Consider the following 15,525-nt stretch of genomic DNA (forward strand, 5'->3'; position numbering starts at 1 on the left):
CCATGTTCGAGTCATTAGGGTTGTTGTCGTTGGGCGCCGGTGGGTGGGGCGGCGCGCTGCTGGCGGGCGCAGGGGTCACGATGGCGCTGGCATTGGCGTGTGTGCCGCTGGGGTTGCCATTGGGGTTGTTGGTGGCGCTGTGCAGCAGATCGGCAAACACCACGGTGAGGGCGATGGCTGCGCTGTTCTCCACCTGTTTTCGTGGCCTGCCGGAGTTGCTGACGTTATTGATCGTGTATTACGGCATCCAGATCGCGCTGCAGAGTTTCCAGGCGTATTGGGGCGGTTCGGCCGAGTTTGGCATCAACGCCTTCGTGGCGGCGGTGATCGCGTTCAGCCTGGTGCTGGCGGCCTTTTCCAGCGAGGTGTGGCTGGGGGCGTTGAAGACCGTGGCGCGCGGCCAGTACGAAGGCGCCCAGGCACTGGGCTTGAGCCGCAGGCACACGTTTTTCAAGGTGGTGCTGCCGCAGGTGATGAGGATCGCCTTGCCGGGGCTTTCCAACAACTGGTTGAGCCTGCTCAAGGACACGGCGTTGGTGTCGACCATTTCCCTGGTGGACCTGATGCGCCAGACCAGCCTGGCGGTGAACGCCACCAAGGAACCGATGCTGTTTTATCTGGCGGCGTGTGGCCTGTACCTGCTGCTGTCGTCGATGTCGGGGTTTTGCATCGCACAGCTTGAAAAGCACTACGGCCAGGGTCGGGAGCGTGCCTCATGATGGGGGGCGAGCGTTTTGCCGAGTGGCTCGGGCTTGAACTGCTTCAGCGCTACGGTGCGCAGTTGTTCGATGGCTTGTTGCTGACCCTGCAATTGGTGGCGATATCCAGCAGCGCCGGGATGGTGCTTGGCGTGCTGTTGGCGTTGGGCAGGACTTCACGCTGGCGTTTGTTGCAGTACGGGTGCAGGGCCTATCTCTACTTTTTCAGGGGCTCGCCGCTGTTGGCGCAGTTGTTCCTGATCTATTACGGCTTGGGTTCCTTCCACGGTTTCTGGCGCGACCTTGGCCTGTGGGGCTGGTTCGGCGACCCGTGGTTTTGCGCCGTGCTGGCGTTCACCTTGAATACGGCGGCCTATCAGGCCGAGATCTTTCGCGGCGGGTTGCTCTCCGTGCCTCGTGCCCACTATGAAGCCGCGACGGTGTTGGGGTTGAGCCGCACCACCACGTTTTTCAAGGTGACCTTGCCGCAGGTGCTCATCGTGACGGTGGGGCCACTGGGCAATGAACTGATTTTGATCATCAAGGCCAGCGCGATTGTGTCGCTGGTGACCTTGCTGGATTTGATGGGCGTGGCCAAGTTGGCGTTCTCACGCACTTTTGATTTCCAGGTGTATGTGTGGGTGGCGCTGGTCTACCTGCTGGTGGTCGAGTGTGTCCGGCGAGGGGTGAACCGGATCAATCGTCGACTCACCCGCCACATGCGGCCAACTGACGAATGATAGGGAAGGGTGGATACATGGGGTCATCAGGGGAGTTTGAGCGGTCGATCTGCGCGCCTGCGCCGGTGGTGATCGACGTCGAAGGGCTGAGTAAATGGTACGGCCCATACCAGGTGCTGCACGGTATCGACCTGCGCGTGGTGCAGGGCGAGCGGATTGTGCTGTGCGGCACCTCGGGCTCCGGCAAGTCCACATTGATCCGTTGCCTCAATCGTCTGGAACCGGCGCAGCAGGGCCGAATCCAGGTGCTGGGCGCCGACTTGAGCGCTTCGCCGACGCTCTGCCGCGCGGCCTTGCGTGAGGTTGGCATGGTGTTTCAGGGCTTCAACCTGTTTCCGCACCTGACCGTCTTGCAAAACTGCATGCTGGCGCCGATGTCCGTGCGCGGCATGCCCCGCGACAGCGCGCAGGACCAGGCGATGGCACTGCTGAAAAAAGTCGGGATCGATCAACACTGGAAAAAATACCCGGCGCAACTGTCGGGCGGCCAACAGCAGCGGGTCGCGATAGCCAGGGCATTGTGCATGACCCCGAAAATCATGCTGTTCGATGAGCCGACGTCGGCACTCGACCCGGAGGCTGTCGGCGAGGTGCTGGACGTGATGGTCATGCTCGCCGAAAGTGGCATGACCTTGCTCTGCGTCACCCACGAAATGGGCTTTGCCCGGCAAGTCGCCGGGCGTGTGCTGTTTCTCGATGGCGGGCGGATCATCGAAGACCAGCCGCCGGAGGCGTTTTTCACTGCGCCACGCACACCTCGCGCGCAAGCGTTTCTGGCGCAGGTGCTGGGGTAGGCGGCTGGTATCGAGCAGGCAAAAAAAAGCCATTCGAGCGCGTCGAATGGCTTTTTTACCGCGCGCTGCGCTTATTCGGCAATCTGCAACTTGCGCGATTCCGTATAGATGTAGCGCACCTTTTCGTACTCGAACGGCGAGTTCAACTGACCGTAGCGGAAGCTGGTCTGGTAACGCTTGTCGACCACGCGCAGGGCCCAGATCTCCGGATGGTTGGAGCTGACTTCGGAGACGTTCAGGAAGTTGATCTGCGATTCGGCGCTGTAGTCGACCACCAGGCCGCTGGTATCGCGCAGGTTCGATGGGCCCAGGATCGGCAGCACCAGATAGGCGCCGCCAGGCACGCCGTAGAAGCCCAGGGTCTGGCCGAAGTCTTCGCTCTGGCGCGGCAGGCCCATGGCGGTAGCCGGGTCCCACAGCCCGGCAACGCCGATGGTGGTGTTGAGCAGCAGGCGCCCGGTGGTTTCCAGGGAGCGGTGACCCTTGAGTTGCAACAGGCTGTTCAACAGGTTGGGCACATCGCCCAGGTTGTTGAAGAAATTGCTTACGCCGGTACGCAGGAAGCTCGGCGTGACGTAGCGGTAACCGTCGACCACCGGCAGGAACACCCATTGGTCGAAGCGGTAGTTGAAGTGGTAAACGCGACGGTTCCACGATTCCAGCGGGTCGTACACGTTGAGGGCGGTCAGTGACGAGCGTTCGAACTCGCGCTGGTCCAGGCCCGGGTTGAACTTGAGTTTGCTCAGCGGCTCCTTGAAGCCGTCGGCACCCACGACGGTGGGCGCGTGCGCCTTGCTGTTGTCGGCATTGGCCACGCTTGCGCACATCAGGGCGGCAAGCAGCAGAAGATATTTAGCCACGGAAAAACTCCAGCATGGCGTCGGCGTTGACGCGGTAATTGAGGTTGCCGCAATGGCCGCCCAGCGGGTAGACAGTCAAGCGATCGCCGAAGGTTTGACGCAGGAAGCCGAGGTCGCCCGGGCCGAGGATCACGTCGTCGGCGTTATGCATGACGGCGATTTTCGGGCTGGTGTGCAGGTAGTCCTTGAGGGCGTACAGGCTGACCTGATCGACCAATTGCAACAGGCTGCCGCCATCGGAACGGGCGCGCCACATCGGGATGACCTGTTCGGTGAGGTAGCAATCGAAGTCACATTGCAGCGCGCGCTTGAGGAACGGCGTGAGGCTGGTGCCTTCGGTGATCGGGTACTTCGGCGGGATGATCAGGCCGCGGCGGTTGATCAGGTCCGAGGTGAACGCGATGTCGGCCGCCGAAAAGCGGAACGTGGTGCCGATCAGCATGGCCATCTGTTCGTTGGTCAGGTGCTGCTTGGAGTTCTGGAAGTCGTAGAGCAGGGCGTCGTTAAGGTCGATGTAGCCCTTTTGCTGGAAGTAGCGGGTCAGCTTGTTCAACACCAGTTCATAAAAGGTCGTGGTGTTGTTGATGCCCTTGACCTCGGTCTGCACCAGCTTGTCGAGGTTGGTGATCGAGGTGTACAGGTTGACCGGCGGGTTGAGCAGCAGCACTTTCTTGAAGTTGAAGCTGCGGCGGGTTTCGTCGAGCTTGCTGACAAAGGCCGCATCCAGCGCACCGAGGCTGTAGCCGCTGAGGTAAAAGTCGGTGACCGGCAGTGAGGCGTTCTGCGCACGCACTGCTTGCATCACGCGGTACATGTCTTCGGCGTCTTCCTGGGTGATACCCGGCGTGGCGAAGCGCGAGGCGGCGCTCATGAAGTCGAAGCTGGTCGGCGATGACAGTTGCACGACGTGGTAGCCGGCCTGGTAGTACAGTTTTTTCAGGTATTCGTTAATGCTGCTGTCAAACCGCGCACCGGTGCCCGAGATCAGGAAGATCAGCGGTGCGGCGCGGTCTTGCTTGGCGATGCGGTAGGTGAGTTTCTTCACTGCCCAGAAGTTGTCGGGCAGGCTGAACTCGCGCTCGGGACGCATGTTCAGGGTGTAGTCGGACTGGTTGATTTCGTCGTCGCTCGGCAAGCTGGGCCGAAGGTCAGGCGGCGTGGTGGCGATGGTCGCTTCGAACGGGTTGGTCAAAGGGAAGCCATAGCTGGCCTGGTCGATGTCGACGGCCAGTGCTGACGCACTCAAAAAAAGGCTGCCCAGCAAGGCAGCGCAGCGCAAGGAACGGAGCATGACTTAATCCCTAAGAGGAAACGTGCTGAATGAAGTTCGCAGGCTATGACCACCGCGTTGCCACCGAAGTGCCAGCCATCGGCACGAAAAGTCGGATAAAAAACGTCGGAGTCGGGGTAATAGTAGGCAGAAGATACACTTTGCCGCGTATTGATGGACACTTATCTGCGTACACATCTTGCTAACGGCCACCGGGGGATTAAGCTGAGCGCCGTTTTTGCCTATCGGAGTGCTCCATGTCCCGCCGCTTGCCGCTGACCCTACTGCTCATTGCCTTGCCATTATGGCTGGCCGCCAGTTATGCCGCGCGTTATGGCTTCATGGAGGATGGCCGGTGGGTCGGCATTTGCGCGGATGAAGCCAGCCGCTGGGAATGCCAGGTGCGTTCGAACCTGGGCTTGATGATTCACTTCCAGGTGATGGGCTGGGCTGCGCTGATCGCGTCGGTGCTGGCGTTTTTCGTGCCGGGCCGTGCGGGGTGGGGGTTGGCGGTGCTGGGGCTGGTGTTCGGGTTGCCGGCGTTGGCGTTGTACAACACCACATTTGCGGTGTTTGCGGTGGTGATTGCCGGGTTGCGCTTGGTCCGCAAGTCACGGGCGGCCTGATAGGGCCAATCGGGGGCAAGTCGAATCGTCGCACCGCCCCTTCCACATGGGAACGCATTCCAAATGTGGGAGGGGCTTGCCCCCGATGGCACTCTTAAGCCTTGCGCATCCGCAAGCACCGCCACAAAGCCACAACCATCAACCCACTGACCAGCGCCCAACTCCACGCCTGCTGGTTCAACAGACCTTCGCGGAACAGCTGCGGCGCAATGCCGGCACCGATGATAAAGGCCAGTAGGGCAATTTCCCGACGTGGCCCGGTCACCGGGCGAATCAGATAGACCAGTGCAGGCAGCACCAGCGCCGCACTTGGGAAGCTGCGGTAGCGCGGGTCAAACACCAGCGCCAGCATCATCACCGCGCCAGCGAACCCGGCGATTGCCACCAGCCAGCCCGCGCGCGGCTCCAGCCAGTTGAACGCCCGCTCGCGCCAACCCTCGCGGCTGCTCAAGGCCAGGGCCGCATGTGCCAGTACCAGCAGGTTCAACGCGACCAGCAGCCCCGCCCACACCCATTCATCATTGAAGCGTGCGGTTACGCGGGTCAGTTCGGCCCAGGTGCCGATGGAACAGGCGGCGACGGCCCCGAGCAGCGGCAGCAGCCAGGCGGCGCGCACGCTGCGCACCCGCCCGCCGAGCGCCAGGGTGCCCAGCAGGATGAGTCCACCGACTCCCAGCCACAGTGGCCAGTACGGTACGTTGGTCACTGGGCCTGCGAGGATGCCTTTGTCCTGGCGATCGGCATCGAACAAGCCCCAGTAGCCGCCGACAGCGCCTTCACTGGCACGCTTCCACGGCTGGTCGAAGGCTTCGATCAGGTTGTAGTGCCAGCCATTGGCTTCGGCCATGGCCACGAAACCGCGCATGAACTTGGCCTCATTGACCCGGCTCGGCACCGCGGTTTCACGCTGGCGGCCTTCGCTGGGCCAGCCGGTCTCGCCGATCATTACGTCCTTGGGCGCGAATTTATTGCCGAAGGTCTGGCGCACGTCACCGACATGCTTGAGCGCCTGGTCGATTCCCGAGGGGGCGTCTTCCCAGTACGGCAGCAAGTGGATGGTCAGGAAATCCACCGCCGGGGCAATTTCCGGGTGTTGCAGCCAGAACTCCCAGACGTCGGCATACGTGACCGGCTGCTTGATCTGGCTTTTGACCTTATGGATCAGCTTCACCAACTGTGCGGCCGTGACTTCCTTGCGCAGCAGGGTTTCGTTACCGACGATCACCGAAGTCACCACGTCGGCGTTGGCGTTGGCCGAGGCGATCAAGGCGTCGACTTCTTTTTCGGTGTCGACCGGGTTGCCGTTGACCCAGGCGCCGATCATCAGTTTCAGCCCATGCTTGCGCGCCAGGTCCGGCAAGGCTTCCAGGCCGGTCATGGAGTAGGTGCGGATGCATTCGAAGCGGGTGGCCAGCAGGGCCAGGTCGGCGTCCATGCGCTCGGGGCGCAGCTTGAACGGCTGGTCGAACGGTGATTGGTCCTTGTCGAACGGTGTGTAGGAGGCGCATTGCAGTTTGTGGCTGGCGCTGGCCACGTCCGGCAGCACCACTGGCCGGCCGAGGCCATACCAGTACCCGACCAGCGCAAGCAGGCCGAGGATCAAGGCGAATAAATAGGGCAGGGCAGGGAAGCGGGCAGTTGCGGGCATGGTCGGCTTATCTGGGGAGCAAAGGCGCGCATCTTACCCGGATTTGTCGCGTCCCAGTGGGGCTGCATGATTTAGACATGCAAAGTTCGGGCGGGGTATGAGGTGAGCGTCCCATAACAGCGCTAGCTGGCGATGTGATGTCGTTTCTTGCTTACCTGAGGTCGCTGACAGAGCAGGACAAAGGCCCCGGCAGGTTGATGATCGAAGTATCAGCACTCCACTGATGTCGTTGCCGCCGGATCGATGCGCGTGAAGGGGGCGTGGCGCACCACATAACAACAGGTTGACGTCGCTCGACATCCGTCGGGCGCAGCACTTTCGGGGAAGTACGATGAAGATGCGACGACTCTTGGGCGCAGTTGCCACTCTGGTAGTTGCGATGAGCTCCACACTGGCCAGCGCCGACAGCAAAACCCTGAGCATCGGCTACGTGGACGGTTGGTCCGACAGCGTTGCCACCACTCATGTGGCGGCAGAAGTGATCAAGGCAAAGCTCGGTTATGACGTCAAGTTGCAAGCGGTCGCCACCGGGATCATGTGGCAGGGTGTTGCTACCGGCAAGCTCGACGCCATGCTCTCTGCCTGGCTACCCGTGACCCACGGTGAATACTGGGCCAAGAACAAGGACAAGGTGGTCGACTACGGCCCCAACTTCAAGGATGCGAAGATCGGCCTGATCGTGCCGGAGTACGTCAAGGCCAAGTCCATCGAAGACCTCAAGACCGACACCACCTTCAAGAACAAGATCGTCGGTATCGACGCCGGTTCAGGCGTGATGCTCAAGACCGACGAAGCGATCAAGGCCTATGGCCTGGACTACAAGCTGCAAGCCAGCTCCGGTGCCGCGATGATCGCCGAACTGACCCGTGCCGAAGACAAGCAGGAATCCATTGCAGTCACCGGGTGGGTGCCGCACTGGATGTTCGCCAAGTGGAAACTGCGGTTCCTGGACGATCCAAAAGGGATCTATGGCGCTGCTGAAACCGTCAACAGCATTGGTAGCAAGGGCCTGGAGAAGAAAGCCCCGGAAGTCGCGGCGTTCCTGAAGAAATTCCAATGGGCTTCCAAGGACGAAATCGGTGAAGTCATGCTCGCCATCCAGGAGGGCGCCAAGCCCGATGCAGCCGCCAAGGACTGGGTTGCCAAGCACCCTGAGCGGGTTGCCGAGTGGCTCGCCAAGTAACCCCCCTTTGATGTAACCCCTTGTGGGAGGGGGCTTGCCCCCGATAGCGATGGATCAGTCAGATCATCAGCGACTGACACACCGCAATCGGGGGCAAGCCCCCTCCCACATTATTATTTTCGCCGCCCGCAAATGTTTCTGCGCCCTCGCAAACCCTCGCTACACTCCCTCTAATACTAAGGTCGTCTGGAACCTGCCCCGTAGCCGCATACAGTGGCTATTGTTTCAATAATAACAAAGCTGTGCTGCGAGGATAAAAACAATGAACGACAGCATTTACCTCTCGATTCAAAACAGCCCGCGCTTCAAGGAGCTGGTTAGAAAAAGGGAAAGGTTCGCCTGGATTCTCTCGGCGATCATGCTAGGGCTTTACTCCGGATTCATCCTGTTGATTGCCTACGGGCCACAATTGCTGGGGGCTAAGATCAGCTCCACTTCGTCCATCACCTGGGGAATCCCTATCGGTGTCGGGCTGATTCTATCGGCCTTTGTCCTCACTGCGATCTACGTGCGACGCGCCAACGGCGAATTCGACGATCTGAACAATGCGATTCTCAAGGAGGCTGCGCAATGATCCGTCGTCTATTGGCTGTACTGGGTGCTTCGGTCTTCGCGCCTGCTATATGGGCGGGGGAGGCGTTGACCGGTGAAGTGCAAAAACAACCGCTGAATATTCCAGCGATCCTGATGTTCGTGGTCTTTGTCGGCGCGACGTTGTGCATTACCTACTGGGCGTCCAAGCGCAACAACTCGGCGGCCGACTACTATGCGGCCGGCGGCAAGATCACCGGTTTCCAGAACGGCCTGGCGATTGCCGGCGACTATATGTCGGCCGCGTCCTTCCTGGGTATTTCCGCACTGGTATACACCTCCGGCTACGACGGCCTGATCTACTCGATCGGCTTCCTGGTGGGCTGGCCGATCATTCTGTTCCTGATCGCCGAGCGCCTGCGTAACCTGGGCAAATACACCTTTGCCGACGTGGCGTCCTACCGCCTCGGGCAAACTCAGATCCGTAGCCTGTCGGCTTGCGGTTCGCTGGTGGTGGTGGCGTTCTACCTGATCGCGCAGATGGTAGGCGCGGGCAAGTTGATCCAGCTGCTGTTCGGCCTTGATTACCACGTAGCGGTGATCATGGTGGGTGTCCTGATGTGCCTGTACGTGCTGTTCGGCGGCATGCTGGCGACCACCTGGGTGCAGATCATCAAGGCAGTGTTGCTGCTGTCCGGCGCCACATTCATGGCAGTCATGGTGATGAAGCACGTCAACTTCGACTTCAGCACGCTGTTTTCCGAGGCGATCAAGGTTCACCCTAAAGGTGAAGCGATCATGAGCCCTGGCGGTTTGGTGAAAGATCCGGTCTCCGCGTTCTCCCTGGCTCTGGCACTGATGTTCGGTACCGCCGGCCTGCCGCACATCCTGATGCGCTTCTTCACCGTGAGCGACGCCAAGGAAGCGCGCAAGAGCGTGTTGTACGCCACTGGTTTCATCGGCTACTTCTACATCCTGACCTTCATCATCGGTTTCGGCGCGATCCTGCTGGTCAGCACCAACCCGGCGTTCAAGGATGCTGCAGGCGCCTTGCTCGGTGGTAACAACATGGCGGCGGTTCACCTGGCCAACGCGGTGGGTGGCAGTATCTTCCTGGGCTTCATCTCGGCTGTGGCGTTTGCCACCATCCTCGCGGTGGTTGCGGGCTTGACCCTGGCCGGTGCTTCGGCGGTGTCCCATGACCTGTATGCCAGCGTGATCAAGAAAGGCAAGGCCAACGACAAAGAGGAGATTCGCGTCTCGAAGATCACCACTATCGCCTTGGCGGTGCTGGCAATCGGTCTGGGTATCCTGTTTGAAAGCCAGAACATTGCGTTCATGGTCGGCCTGGCGTTCTCTATCGCTGCCAGCTGTAACTTCCCGGTGTTGCTGCTTTCCATGTACTGGAAAAACCTCACCACCCGTGGCGCAATGATTGGCGGCTGGCTCGGGTTGGTCAGTGCCGTGGGCCTGATGGTCCTGGGGCCGACCATCTGGGTGTCGATCCTGCATCACGAAAAAGCCATCTTCCCGTATGAGTACCCTGCGCTGTTCTCGATGTTCATCGCGTTCGTCAGCATCTGGTTCTTCTCCATCACCGACAAGTCGGCGGCGGCAGTCAAGGAACGGGCACTGTACTTCCCGCAGTTTGTGCGTTCGCAGACTGGCCTGGGGGCGAGTGGGGCGGTTTCTCACTAAGGTTGTAGCTTAATAGGAAATGCCCCGGTCGATAGGCTGGGGCATTTTTTTTGGCTGGAGTTTTGTGGTGGCTGGGCCATTGCTATCGGGGGCAAGCCCCCTCCCACAGTTGGTTGCATTCCAAGGTGGGTAGTCGGTCAGGTTTGGGGGGCTTAATCGGAAGTGTCCCGGTCGATAGGCTGGGGCTTTGTGTTGGTTGGGCTATTGTCATCGGGAGCAAGCTCCCTCCCACATTCGACCGGGTACCTACCTTGGAATGCAGTCGGATGTGGGAGGGGGCTTGCTCCCGATAGCTGAATTTCAGACAAAACAGTTTCTTGGTTCCTGCACAAATAAAAACGGCCTCCATGAAGGAGGCCGCTTTTTTATTGCGCGTCGGTCAGATGCTTACTTGCGATCTTCCAACTTGGTAATGTCACGCGACTCGTAGCCGGTGTACAGCTGGCGCGGGCGGCCAATCTTGTACGGGCTGGAGAGCATTTCTTTCCAGTGGGAGATCCAGCCCACGGTCCGCGCCAGGGCGAAGATCACGGTGAACATGCTGGTTGGAATGCCGATCGCCTTGAGGATGATCCCCGAGTAGAAGTCGACGTTCGGGTACAGCGAGCGCTCGATGAAGTACGGGTCGGTCAGAGCGATCTCTTCCAGGCGCATGGCCAGTTCGAGTTGCGGATCGTTCTTGATGCCCAGTTCCCTCAACACTTCGTCGCAGGTCTTCTTCATGACGGTGGCGCGCGGGTCGCGGTTCTTGTAGACCCGGTGACCGAAGCCCATCAACTTGAACGGATCGTTCTTGTCCTTGGCCTTGGCGATGTATTTGTCGATGTTCGAGACATCGCCGATTTCATCGAGCATGGTCAATACGGCTTCGTTCGCACCGCCGTGGGCAGGGCCCCACAGCGCGGCGATACCGGCGGCGATACAGGCGAACGGGTTGGCACCCGAAGAGCCGGCCAGACGCACGGTAGAGGTGGAGGCGTTCTGCTCGTGGTCGGCATGGAGGATGAAGATCCGGTCCATTGCCTTGGCGAGCACCGGGCTGATCGGTTTGATCTCGCACGGGGTGTTGAACATCATGTGCAGGAAGTTTTCCGCGTAAGTCAGGTCGTTGCGCGGGTACATCATGGGTTGCCCCATGGAGTACTTGTAAACCATTGCGGCCAGGGTCGGCATCTTGGCAACCAGGCGGATCGCGGAGATTTCGCGATGCTGCGGGTTATTGATGTCGAGGGAGTCGTGATAGAAGGCCGACAGGGCGCCGACCACGCCGCACATGACGGCCATCGGGTGGGCGTCGCGACGGAAGCCGTTGAAGAACGTCTTCAACTGCTCGTGAACCATGGTGTGGTTCTTTACAGTACTGACAAACTGGGCTTTCTGCTCGGCGGTTGGCAACTCGCCATTTAGTAGCAGATAGCAGGTTTCCAGGTAGTCCGATTTCTCAGCCAGTTGCTCGATCGGGTAGCCCCGATGCAGCAAAATGCCATTATCGCCATCAATATAGGTAATCTTCGACTCGCATGAGGCGGTCGACATGAAACCTGGGTCGAAAGTGAAACGGCCCGTGGCCGTCAGGCCCCGTACGTCGATAACATCAGGACCAACGGTGCCGGTTAAAATGGGCAGCTCGACGGGGGCTGCGCCCTCGATGATCAACTGCGCTTTTTTGTCAGCCATGTGGCCTCCTATTTATGCTTCAAATCATCAGACAGACCCCCCACGCAGGGCCCGCACCACTATAGTGAGATAAATTCAGATGTCAATTTGCCTAAAGTCTTGCCCCAGAAGGCTTTAACCGGACTTTTTCCTCGAAATTTACCGCCATTTACGCCTTTTATCCTGCCAACGCAATGCGCTATTAGGGTGAGGTCAGCGCGTTGTCATTAGTAACCTAACTGTCTATACTCGGCCACCGACCGCCAAGGGCTTTTGGGCTTGCTTTCATTGGGGGTCGCACTCCCTGGGTGGTGTTACCTGACCAGTCCGCTCCCCAACAACTTTGCCCTGATTGTTAGGGGCTCTTCAGTGTGAAAAAAAGCCGTGAATAGCCAACGACCTGTAAACCTAGACCTAAGGACCATCAAACTCCCCATCACCGGCGTTACGTCGTTCCTGCACCGTGTTTCCGGCATCATCCTCTTCCTGGGCCTGGGCTTCATGCTTTATGCATTGAGCAAATCCCTGGGTTCCGAGGAAGGTTATGCCGAGGTGAAGGCATGCTTGACCAGTCCGCTGGCCAAGTTCGTAGCATGGGGCCTCTTGTCCGCTCTGCTGTATCACTTGGTAGCCGGCGTGCGCCACTTGATCATGGATATGGGCATCGGTGAGACGCTGGAAGGCGGCCGCCTGGGCTCGAAAATCGTCATCGCCGTTTCCGTGGCGCTGATCGTTCTGGCAGGAGTTTGGATATGGTAACCAGCGTAACGAATCTGTCGCGTTCGGGCCTCTATGACTGGATGGCACAGCGTGTGTCTGCGGTCGTTCTCGCGGCTTATTTCATTTTCCTGATCGGATACCTCGTCGCCAATCCGGGCATCGGCTATGAGCAATGGCATGGCCTGTTTTCCCACAATGCGATGCGAATCTTCAGTCTGCTGGCCCTTGTAGCCCTGGGCGCTCACGCCTGGGTCGGCATGTGGACCATTTCGACCGACTACCTGACGCCGATGGCGCTGGGCAAGTCTGCGACAGCAGTACGGTTTCTCTTCCAGGCAGTATGCGGCGTCGCGATGTTCGCTTACTTCGTCTGGGGTGTGCAGATTCTTTGGGGTATCTGATCCATGGCTAACATTCCAACTATTTCCTTCGACGCCATCATCATTGGTGGCGGCGGCGCCGGCATGCGCGCGGCGCTGCAACTGGCTCAGGGTGGTCACAAGACTGCCGTGATCACCAAGGTGTTCCCGACGCGTTCCCACACCGTATCGGCCCAGGGTGGCATCACCTGCGCCATCGCCTCCGCCGACCCGAACGATGACTGGCGCTGGCACATGTACGATACCGTCAAGGGTTCCGACTATATCGGTGACCAGGACGCTATCGAATACATGTGTCAGGAAGGCCCGGCCGCCGTGTTCGAGCTGGACCACATGGGTCTGCCGTTCTCGCGTACCGAGCAAGGTCGTATCTACCAGCGTCCATTCGGCGGTCAGTCGAAGGATTACGGTAAAGGCGGCCAGGCTGCCCGTACTTGCGCCGCGTCCGACCGTACTGGTCACGCGCTGCTGCACACCCTGTATCAGGGCAACCTGAAAGCCGGCACCACGTTCCTGAACGAGTACTACGCGGTTGACCTGGTAAAAAACCAGGACGGCGCATTCGTCGGCGTGATCGCCATCTGCATCGAAACCGGTGAAACCACCTACATCCGCGCCAAGGCTACCGTTCTGGCGACTGGCGGTGCAGGTCGTATCTACGCCTCGACCACCAACGCACTGATCAACACCGGCGACGGCGTTGGCATGGCGCTGCGTGCCGGCGTGCCGGTGCAAGACATTGAAATGTGGCAGTTCCACCCGACCGGCATCGCCGGCGCCGGTGTACTCGTCACCGAAGGTTGCCGTGGTGAAGGTGGCTACCTGATCAACAAGCACGGTGAGCGTTTCATGGAGCGTTATGCTCCGAACGCGAAAGACCTTGCCGGTCGTGACGTTGTAGCCCGTTCCATGGTCAAGGAAATCATTGCCGGCAACGGCTGTGGCCCGAACGGCGACCACGTGCTGCTCAAGCTCGATCACCTCGGCGAGGAAGTGCTGCACAGCCGCCTGCCAGGTATCTGCGAACTGTCCAAGACCTTTGCGCACGTTGACCCGGTGGTTGCTCCGGTTCCGGTTGTTCCGACTTGCCACTACATGATGGGCGGCGTGCCGACCAACATCCATGGCCAGGCAATCACCCAGAACGCCGACGGCGTGGACGAGATCATCCATGGTCTGTTCGCGGTGGGCGAAGTGGCTTGCGTATCGGTACACGGCGCCAACCGTCTGGGCGGCAACTCGCTGCTCGACCTGGTGGTCTTCGGCCGCGCTGCCGGCCTGCACCTGGAAAAGGCGCTGACCGACGGCATCGAATACGATGACGCTACCGACGCCAACATCGAAGCTGCCCTGGCGCGTCTGTCCGCTCTGAACGAGCGTACCGAAGGCGAAGACGTGGCTACCCTGCGTCGCGAGCTGCAAAGCTGCATGCAGAACTACTTCGGTGTATTCCGTACCGGCGAATACATGCAGAAGGGTATTGCCCTGCTGGCTGACCTGCGCAAGCGCATCGCCAACGTCAAGATCAACGATAAGAGCCAGGCGTTCAACACCGCTCGTATCGAAGCCCTTGAGCTGCAAAACCTGTTGGAAGTGGCTGAAGCGACTGCGATTGCCGCCGAGGTTCGTAAAGAGTCCCGCGGTGCTCACGCTCGTGAAGACTACGAAGACCGTGACGATGAAAACTGGCTGTGCCACACCCTCTACTTCCCGGGTGAAAAGCGCGTCACCAAGCGTGCCGTTAACTTCTCGCCGAAGACGGTTCCGATGTTTGAACCGAAAATTCGGACTTACTAAGGGTGGCTGCCATGTTGAAAGTCAGTGTGTATCGCTACAACCCTGATCGGGACGCTGCGCCGTTCATGCAGGAATTCCAGGTCAATACCGGTGGTAAAGACTTGATGGTGCTGGATGTGCTGGCCCTGATCAAAGAGCAGGACGAAGGGTTCTCCTATCGTCGCTCTTGCCGTGAAGGTGTTTGCGGCTCCGACGGTATGAACATCAACGGCAAGAACGGCCTGGCGTGCATCACGCCGCTGTCCGCCGTGGTCAAAGGCAACAAGCTGATCATTCGTCCTCTGCCAGGTTTGCCGGTTATCCGTGACCTGGTCGTCGATATGAGCATCTTCTACAAGCAATACGAGAAGGTTAAGCCATTCCTGCAGAACGATACGCCGGCTCCGGCCATCGAGCGTCTGCAGTCCCCGGAAGAGCGCGAGAAGCTCGACGGTCTGTACGAGTGCATCCTGTGCGCTTGCTGCTCGACGTCGTGCCCGTCCTTCTGGTGGAACCCGGACAAATTCCTGGGCCCGGCTGCTCTGCTGCAAGCATATCGCTTCCTGGCAGACAGCCGTGACACCCAGACCTCCGAGCGTCTGGCTTCACTGGATGACCCGTTCAGCGTATTCCGCTGCCGCGGGATCATGAATTGCGTCAACGTATGTCCTAAAGGCCTGAACCCGACTAAGGCCATTGGTCACATCCGTAACATGCTGCTGCAAAGCGGCGTGTAATTGACGTTGTAGCAAAGCAGGACCGTTGTGCCCGTAAATGCTACGGCGCAGGCTTCAACCGGCGCCGTAGTCTTAACTTGAGCAGCGACTTACAAAGCCGCGGCTCTTATTTTGAAGAAATGAGACAAGCAGGGGCATTCGGGTTGGTACCCGAACTATCAGCGTGATCCTAAGTGGCTTGTTTTGGTCGCTGCACTTGGCCTTTTGC

The 15,525-nt window shown here is 59.5% G+C and carries 15 protein-coding genes; 11 read left to right on the forward strand and 4 right to left on the reverse strand.

Features of this window, described 5'->3' with window-relative positions; genetic code table 11:
* Positions 1–2 precede the first annotated feature (2 nt).
* From JN756_RS09705 to JN756_RS09715, 3 genes are read left to right on the forward strand one after another with little or no spacing between them, the layout of a single operon-like run.
* The gene (locus JN756_RS09705; protein ID WP_126587905.1) at positions 3–719 is read left to right on the forward strand and encodes an ABC transporter permease; all 717 of its coding nucleotides are present in this window, start codon (positions 3–5) and stop codon (positions 717–719) included.
* A complete protein-coding gene (locus JN756_RS09710) occupies positions 716–1,438 on the forward strand; it encodes an ABC transporter permease (protein WP_046384203.1) in 723 nt (240 codons plus the stop codon). The genes JN756_RS09705 and JN756_RS09710 overlap by 4 nt, the downstream gene beginning before the upstream one ends.
* Before the next feature lie 17 nt (positions 1,439–1,455).
* Positions 1,456–2,232, forward strand: a complete 777-nt coding sequence (locus JN756_RS09715) for an amino acid ABC transporter ATP-binding protein (RefSeq protein WP_046384202.1) — start codon at positions 1,456–1,458, stop codon at positions 2,230–2,232.
* A gap of 71 nt (positions 2,233–2,303) precedes the next feature.
* Here JN756_RS09715 and JN756_RS09720 read toward each other — a convergent pair whose 3' ends face one another.
* Both JN756_RS09720 and mlaY read right to left on the reverse strand, forming a co-directional pair.
* The gene (locus JN756_RS09720) at positions 2,304–3,092 is read right to left on the reverse strand and encodes an MlaA family lipoprotein (protein ID WP_046384201.1); all 789 of its coding nucleotides are present in this window, start codon (positions 3,090–3,092) and stop codon (positions 2,304–2,306) included.
* On the reverse strand, positions 3,085–4,383 hold the full coding sequence (mlaY, locus tag JN756_RS09725) for a lipid asymmetry maintenance lipase MlaY (protein WP_046384200.1): 1,299 nt from the start codon (positions 4,381–4,383) through the stop codon (positions 3,085–3,087). The genes JN756_RS09720 and mlaY overlap by 8 nt, the downstream gene beginning before the upstream one ends.
* Positions 4,384–4,619: 236 nt before the next feature.
* Between mlaY and JN756_RS09730 the strand changes: the two genes are divergently transcribed.
* Positions 4,620–4,988, forward strand: a complete 369-nt coding sequence (locus tag JN756_RS09730) for a hypothetical protein (RefSeq protein WP_201022058.1) — start codon at positions 4,620–4,622, stop codon at positions 4,986–4,988.
* Positions 4,989–5,082: 94 nt separating this feature from the next.
* Here the strand turns inward: JN756_RS09730 and JN756_RS09735 are convergent, their stop codons facing one another.
* Positions 5,083–6,636 carry a glycoside hydrolase family 17 protein gene (locus JN756_RS09735; protein WP_177030009.1) on the reverse strand — a complete coding sequence of 518 codons (1,554 nt, stop codon included), beginning with the start codon at positions 6,634–6,636 and terminating at the stop codon, positions 5,083–5,085.
* A 331-nt stretch (positions 6,637–6,967) separates the two neighbouring features.
* Between JN756_RS09735 and JN756_RS09740 the strand changes: the two genes are divergently transcribed.
* The 3 genes from JN756_RS09740 (at position 6,968) to JN756_RS09750 (ending at position 10,048) form a co-directional block, all read left to right on the forward strand.
* Positions 6,968–7,819, forward strand: coding sequence for a glycine betaine ABC transporter substrate-binding protein (locus JN756_RS09740; RefSeq protein ID WP_057003706.1), 852 nt, complete (start codon positions 6,968–6,970; stop codon positions 7,817–7,819).
* A 262-nt stretch (positions 7,820–8,081) separates the two neighbouring features.
* The gene (locus JN756_RS09745; protein ID WP_017846760.1) at positions 8,082–8,393 is read left to right on the forward strand and encodes a DUF485 domain-containing protein; all 312 of its coding nucleotides are present in this window, start codon (positions 8,082–8,084) and stop codon (positions 8,391–8,393) included.
* The gene (locus JN756_RS09750; protein ID WP_017846761.1) at positions 8,390–10,048 is read left to right on the forward strand and encodes a cation acetate symporter; all 1,659 of its coding nucleotides are present in this window, start codon (positions 8,390–8,392) and stop codon (positions 10,046–10,048) included. Before JN756_RS09745 ends, JN756_RS09750 begins: the two co-directional genes overlap by 4 nt.
* A 387-nt stretch (positions 10,049–10,435) precedes the next feature.
* On the opposite strand, the gene gltA is transcribed toward JN756_RS09750, so the two are convergent.
* Positions 10,436–11,725 (reverse strand): citrate synthase, encoded by a 1,290-nt coding sequence (gltA, locus tag JN756_RS09755; RefSeq protein ID WP_017846762.1) that lies wholly within the window; start codon positions 11,723–11,725, stop codon positions 10,436–10,438.
* Between the two features lie 363 nt (positions 11,726–12,088).
* Between gltA and sdhC the strand changes: the two genes are divergently transcribed.
* Genes sdhC through JN756_RS09775 form a run of 4 tightly spaced genes read left to right on the forward strand, consistent with a single transcriptional unit; the run spans position 12,089 to position 15,317 of the window.
* The gene (sdhC, locus tag JN756_RS09760; protein ID WP_017846763.1) at positions 12,089–12,463 is read left to right on the forward strand and encodes a succinate dehydrogenase, cytochrome b556 subunit; all 375 of its coding nucleotides are present in this window, start codon (positions 12,089–12,091) and stop codon (positions 12,461–12,463) included.
* Positions 12,457–12,825, forward strand: coding sequence for a succinate dehydrogenase, hydrophobic membrane anchor protein (sdhD, locus tag JN756_RS09765; RefSeq protein ID WP_017846764.1), 369 nt, complete (start codon positions 12,457–12,459; stop codon positions 12,823–12,825). The genes sdhC and sdhD overlap by 7 nt, the downstream gene beginning before the upstream one ends.
* A 3-nt stretch (positions 12,826–12,828) precedes the next feature.
* Positions 12,829–14,601, forward strand: coding sequence for a succinate dehydrogenase flavoprotein subunit (gene sdhA, locus JN756_RS09770; RefSeq protein ID WP_017846765.1), 1,773 nt, complete (start codon positions 12,829–12,831; stop codon positions 14,599–14,601).
* A gap of 11 nt (positions 14,602–14,612) precedes the next feature.
* Positions 14,613–15,317: a succinate dehydrogenase iron-sulfur subunit gene (locus JN756_RS09775; protein ID WP_017846766.1), complete on the forward strand. Its 705-nt coding sequence runs from the start codon at positions 14,613–14,615 to the stop codon at positions 15,315–15,317.
* The last annotated feature ends 208 nt before the right edge of the window (positions 15,318–15,525 follow it).

It is taken from the genome of Pseudomonas sp. Y39-6, assembly GCF_023651955.1.
GTDB lineage: Bacteria > Pseudomonadota > Gammaproteobacteria > Pseudomonadales > Pseudomonadaceae > Aquipseudomonas > Aquipseudomonas veronii.

Excerpts from the sequence above, each read along its gene's own strand:
- JN756_RS09745 (WP_017846760.1), top strand. The coding sequence starts at position 8,082 with ATGAACGACAGCATTTACCTCTCGATTCAAAACAGCCCGCGCTTCAAG.
- JN756_RS09730 (WP_201022058.1), top strand. The coding sequence starts at position 4,620 with ATGTCCCGCCGCTTGCCGCTGACCCTACTGCTCATTGCCTTGCCATTA.
- sdhD (WP_017846764.1), top strand. The coding sequence starts at position 12,457 with ATGGTAACCAGCGTAACGAATCTGTCGCGTTCGGGCCTCTATGACTGG.
- JN756_RS09740 (WP_057003706.1), top strand. The coding sequence starts at position 6,968 with ATGAAGATGCGACGACTCTTGGGCGCAGTTGCCACTCTGGTAGTTGCG.
- JN756_RS09775 (WP_017846766.1), top strand. The coding sequence starts at position 14,613 with ATGTTGAAAGTCAGTGTGTATCGCTACAACCCTGATCGGGACGCTGCG.
- JN756_RS09715 (WP_046384202.1), top strand. The coding sequence starts at position 1,456 with ATGGGGTCATCAGGGGAGTTTGAGCGGTCGATCTGCGCGCCTGCGCCG.
- JN756_RS09750 (WP_017846761.1), top strand. The coding sequence starts at position 8,390 with ATGATCCGTCGTCTATTGGCTGTACTGGGTGCTTCGGTCTTCGCGCCT.
- JN756_RS09710 (WP_046384203.1), top strand. The coding sequence starts at position 716 with ATGATGGGGGGCGAGCGTTTTGCCGAGTGGCTCGGGCTTGAACTGCTT.
- JN756_RS09735 (WP_177030009.1), bottom strand. The coding sequence starts at position 6,636 with ATGCCCGCAACTGCCCGCTTCCCTGCCCTGCCCTATTTATTCGCCTTG.
- gltA (WP_017846762.1), bottom strand. The coding sequence starts at position 11,725 with ATGGCTGACAAAAAAGCGCAGTTGATCATCGAGGGCGCAGCCCCCGTC.
- mlaY (WP_046384200.1), bottom strand. The coding sequence starts at position 4,383 with ATGCTCCGTTCCTTGCGCTGCGCTGCCTTGCTGGGCAGCCTTTTTTTG.
- sdhA (WP_017846765.1), top strand. The coding sequence starts at position 12,829 with ATGGCTAACATTCCAACTATTTCCTTCGACGCCATCATCATTGGTGGC.
- JN756_RS09705 (WP_126587905.1), top strand. The coding sequence starts at position 3 with ATGTTCGAGTCATTAGGGTTGTTGTCGTTGGGCGCCGGTGGGTGGGGC.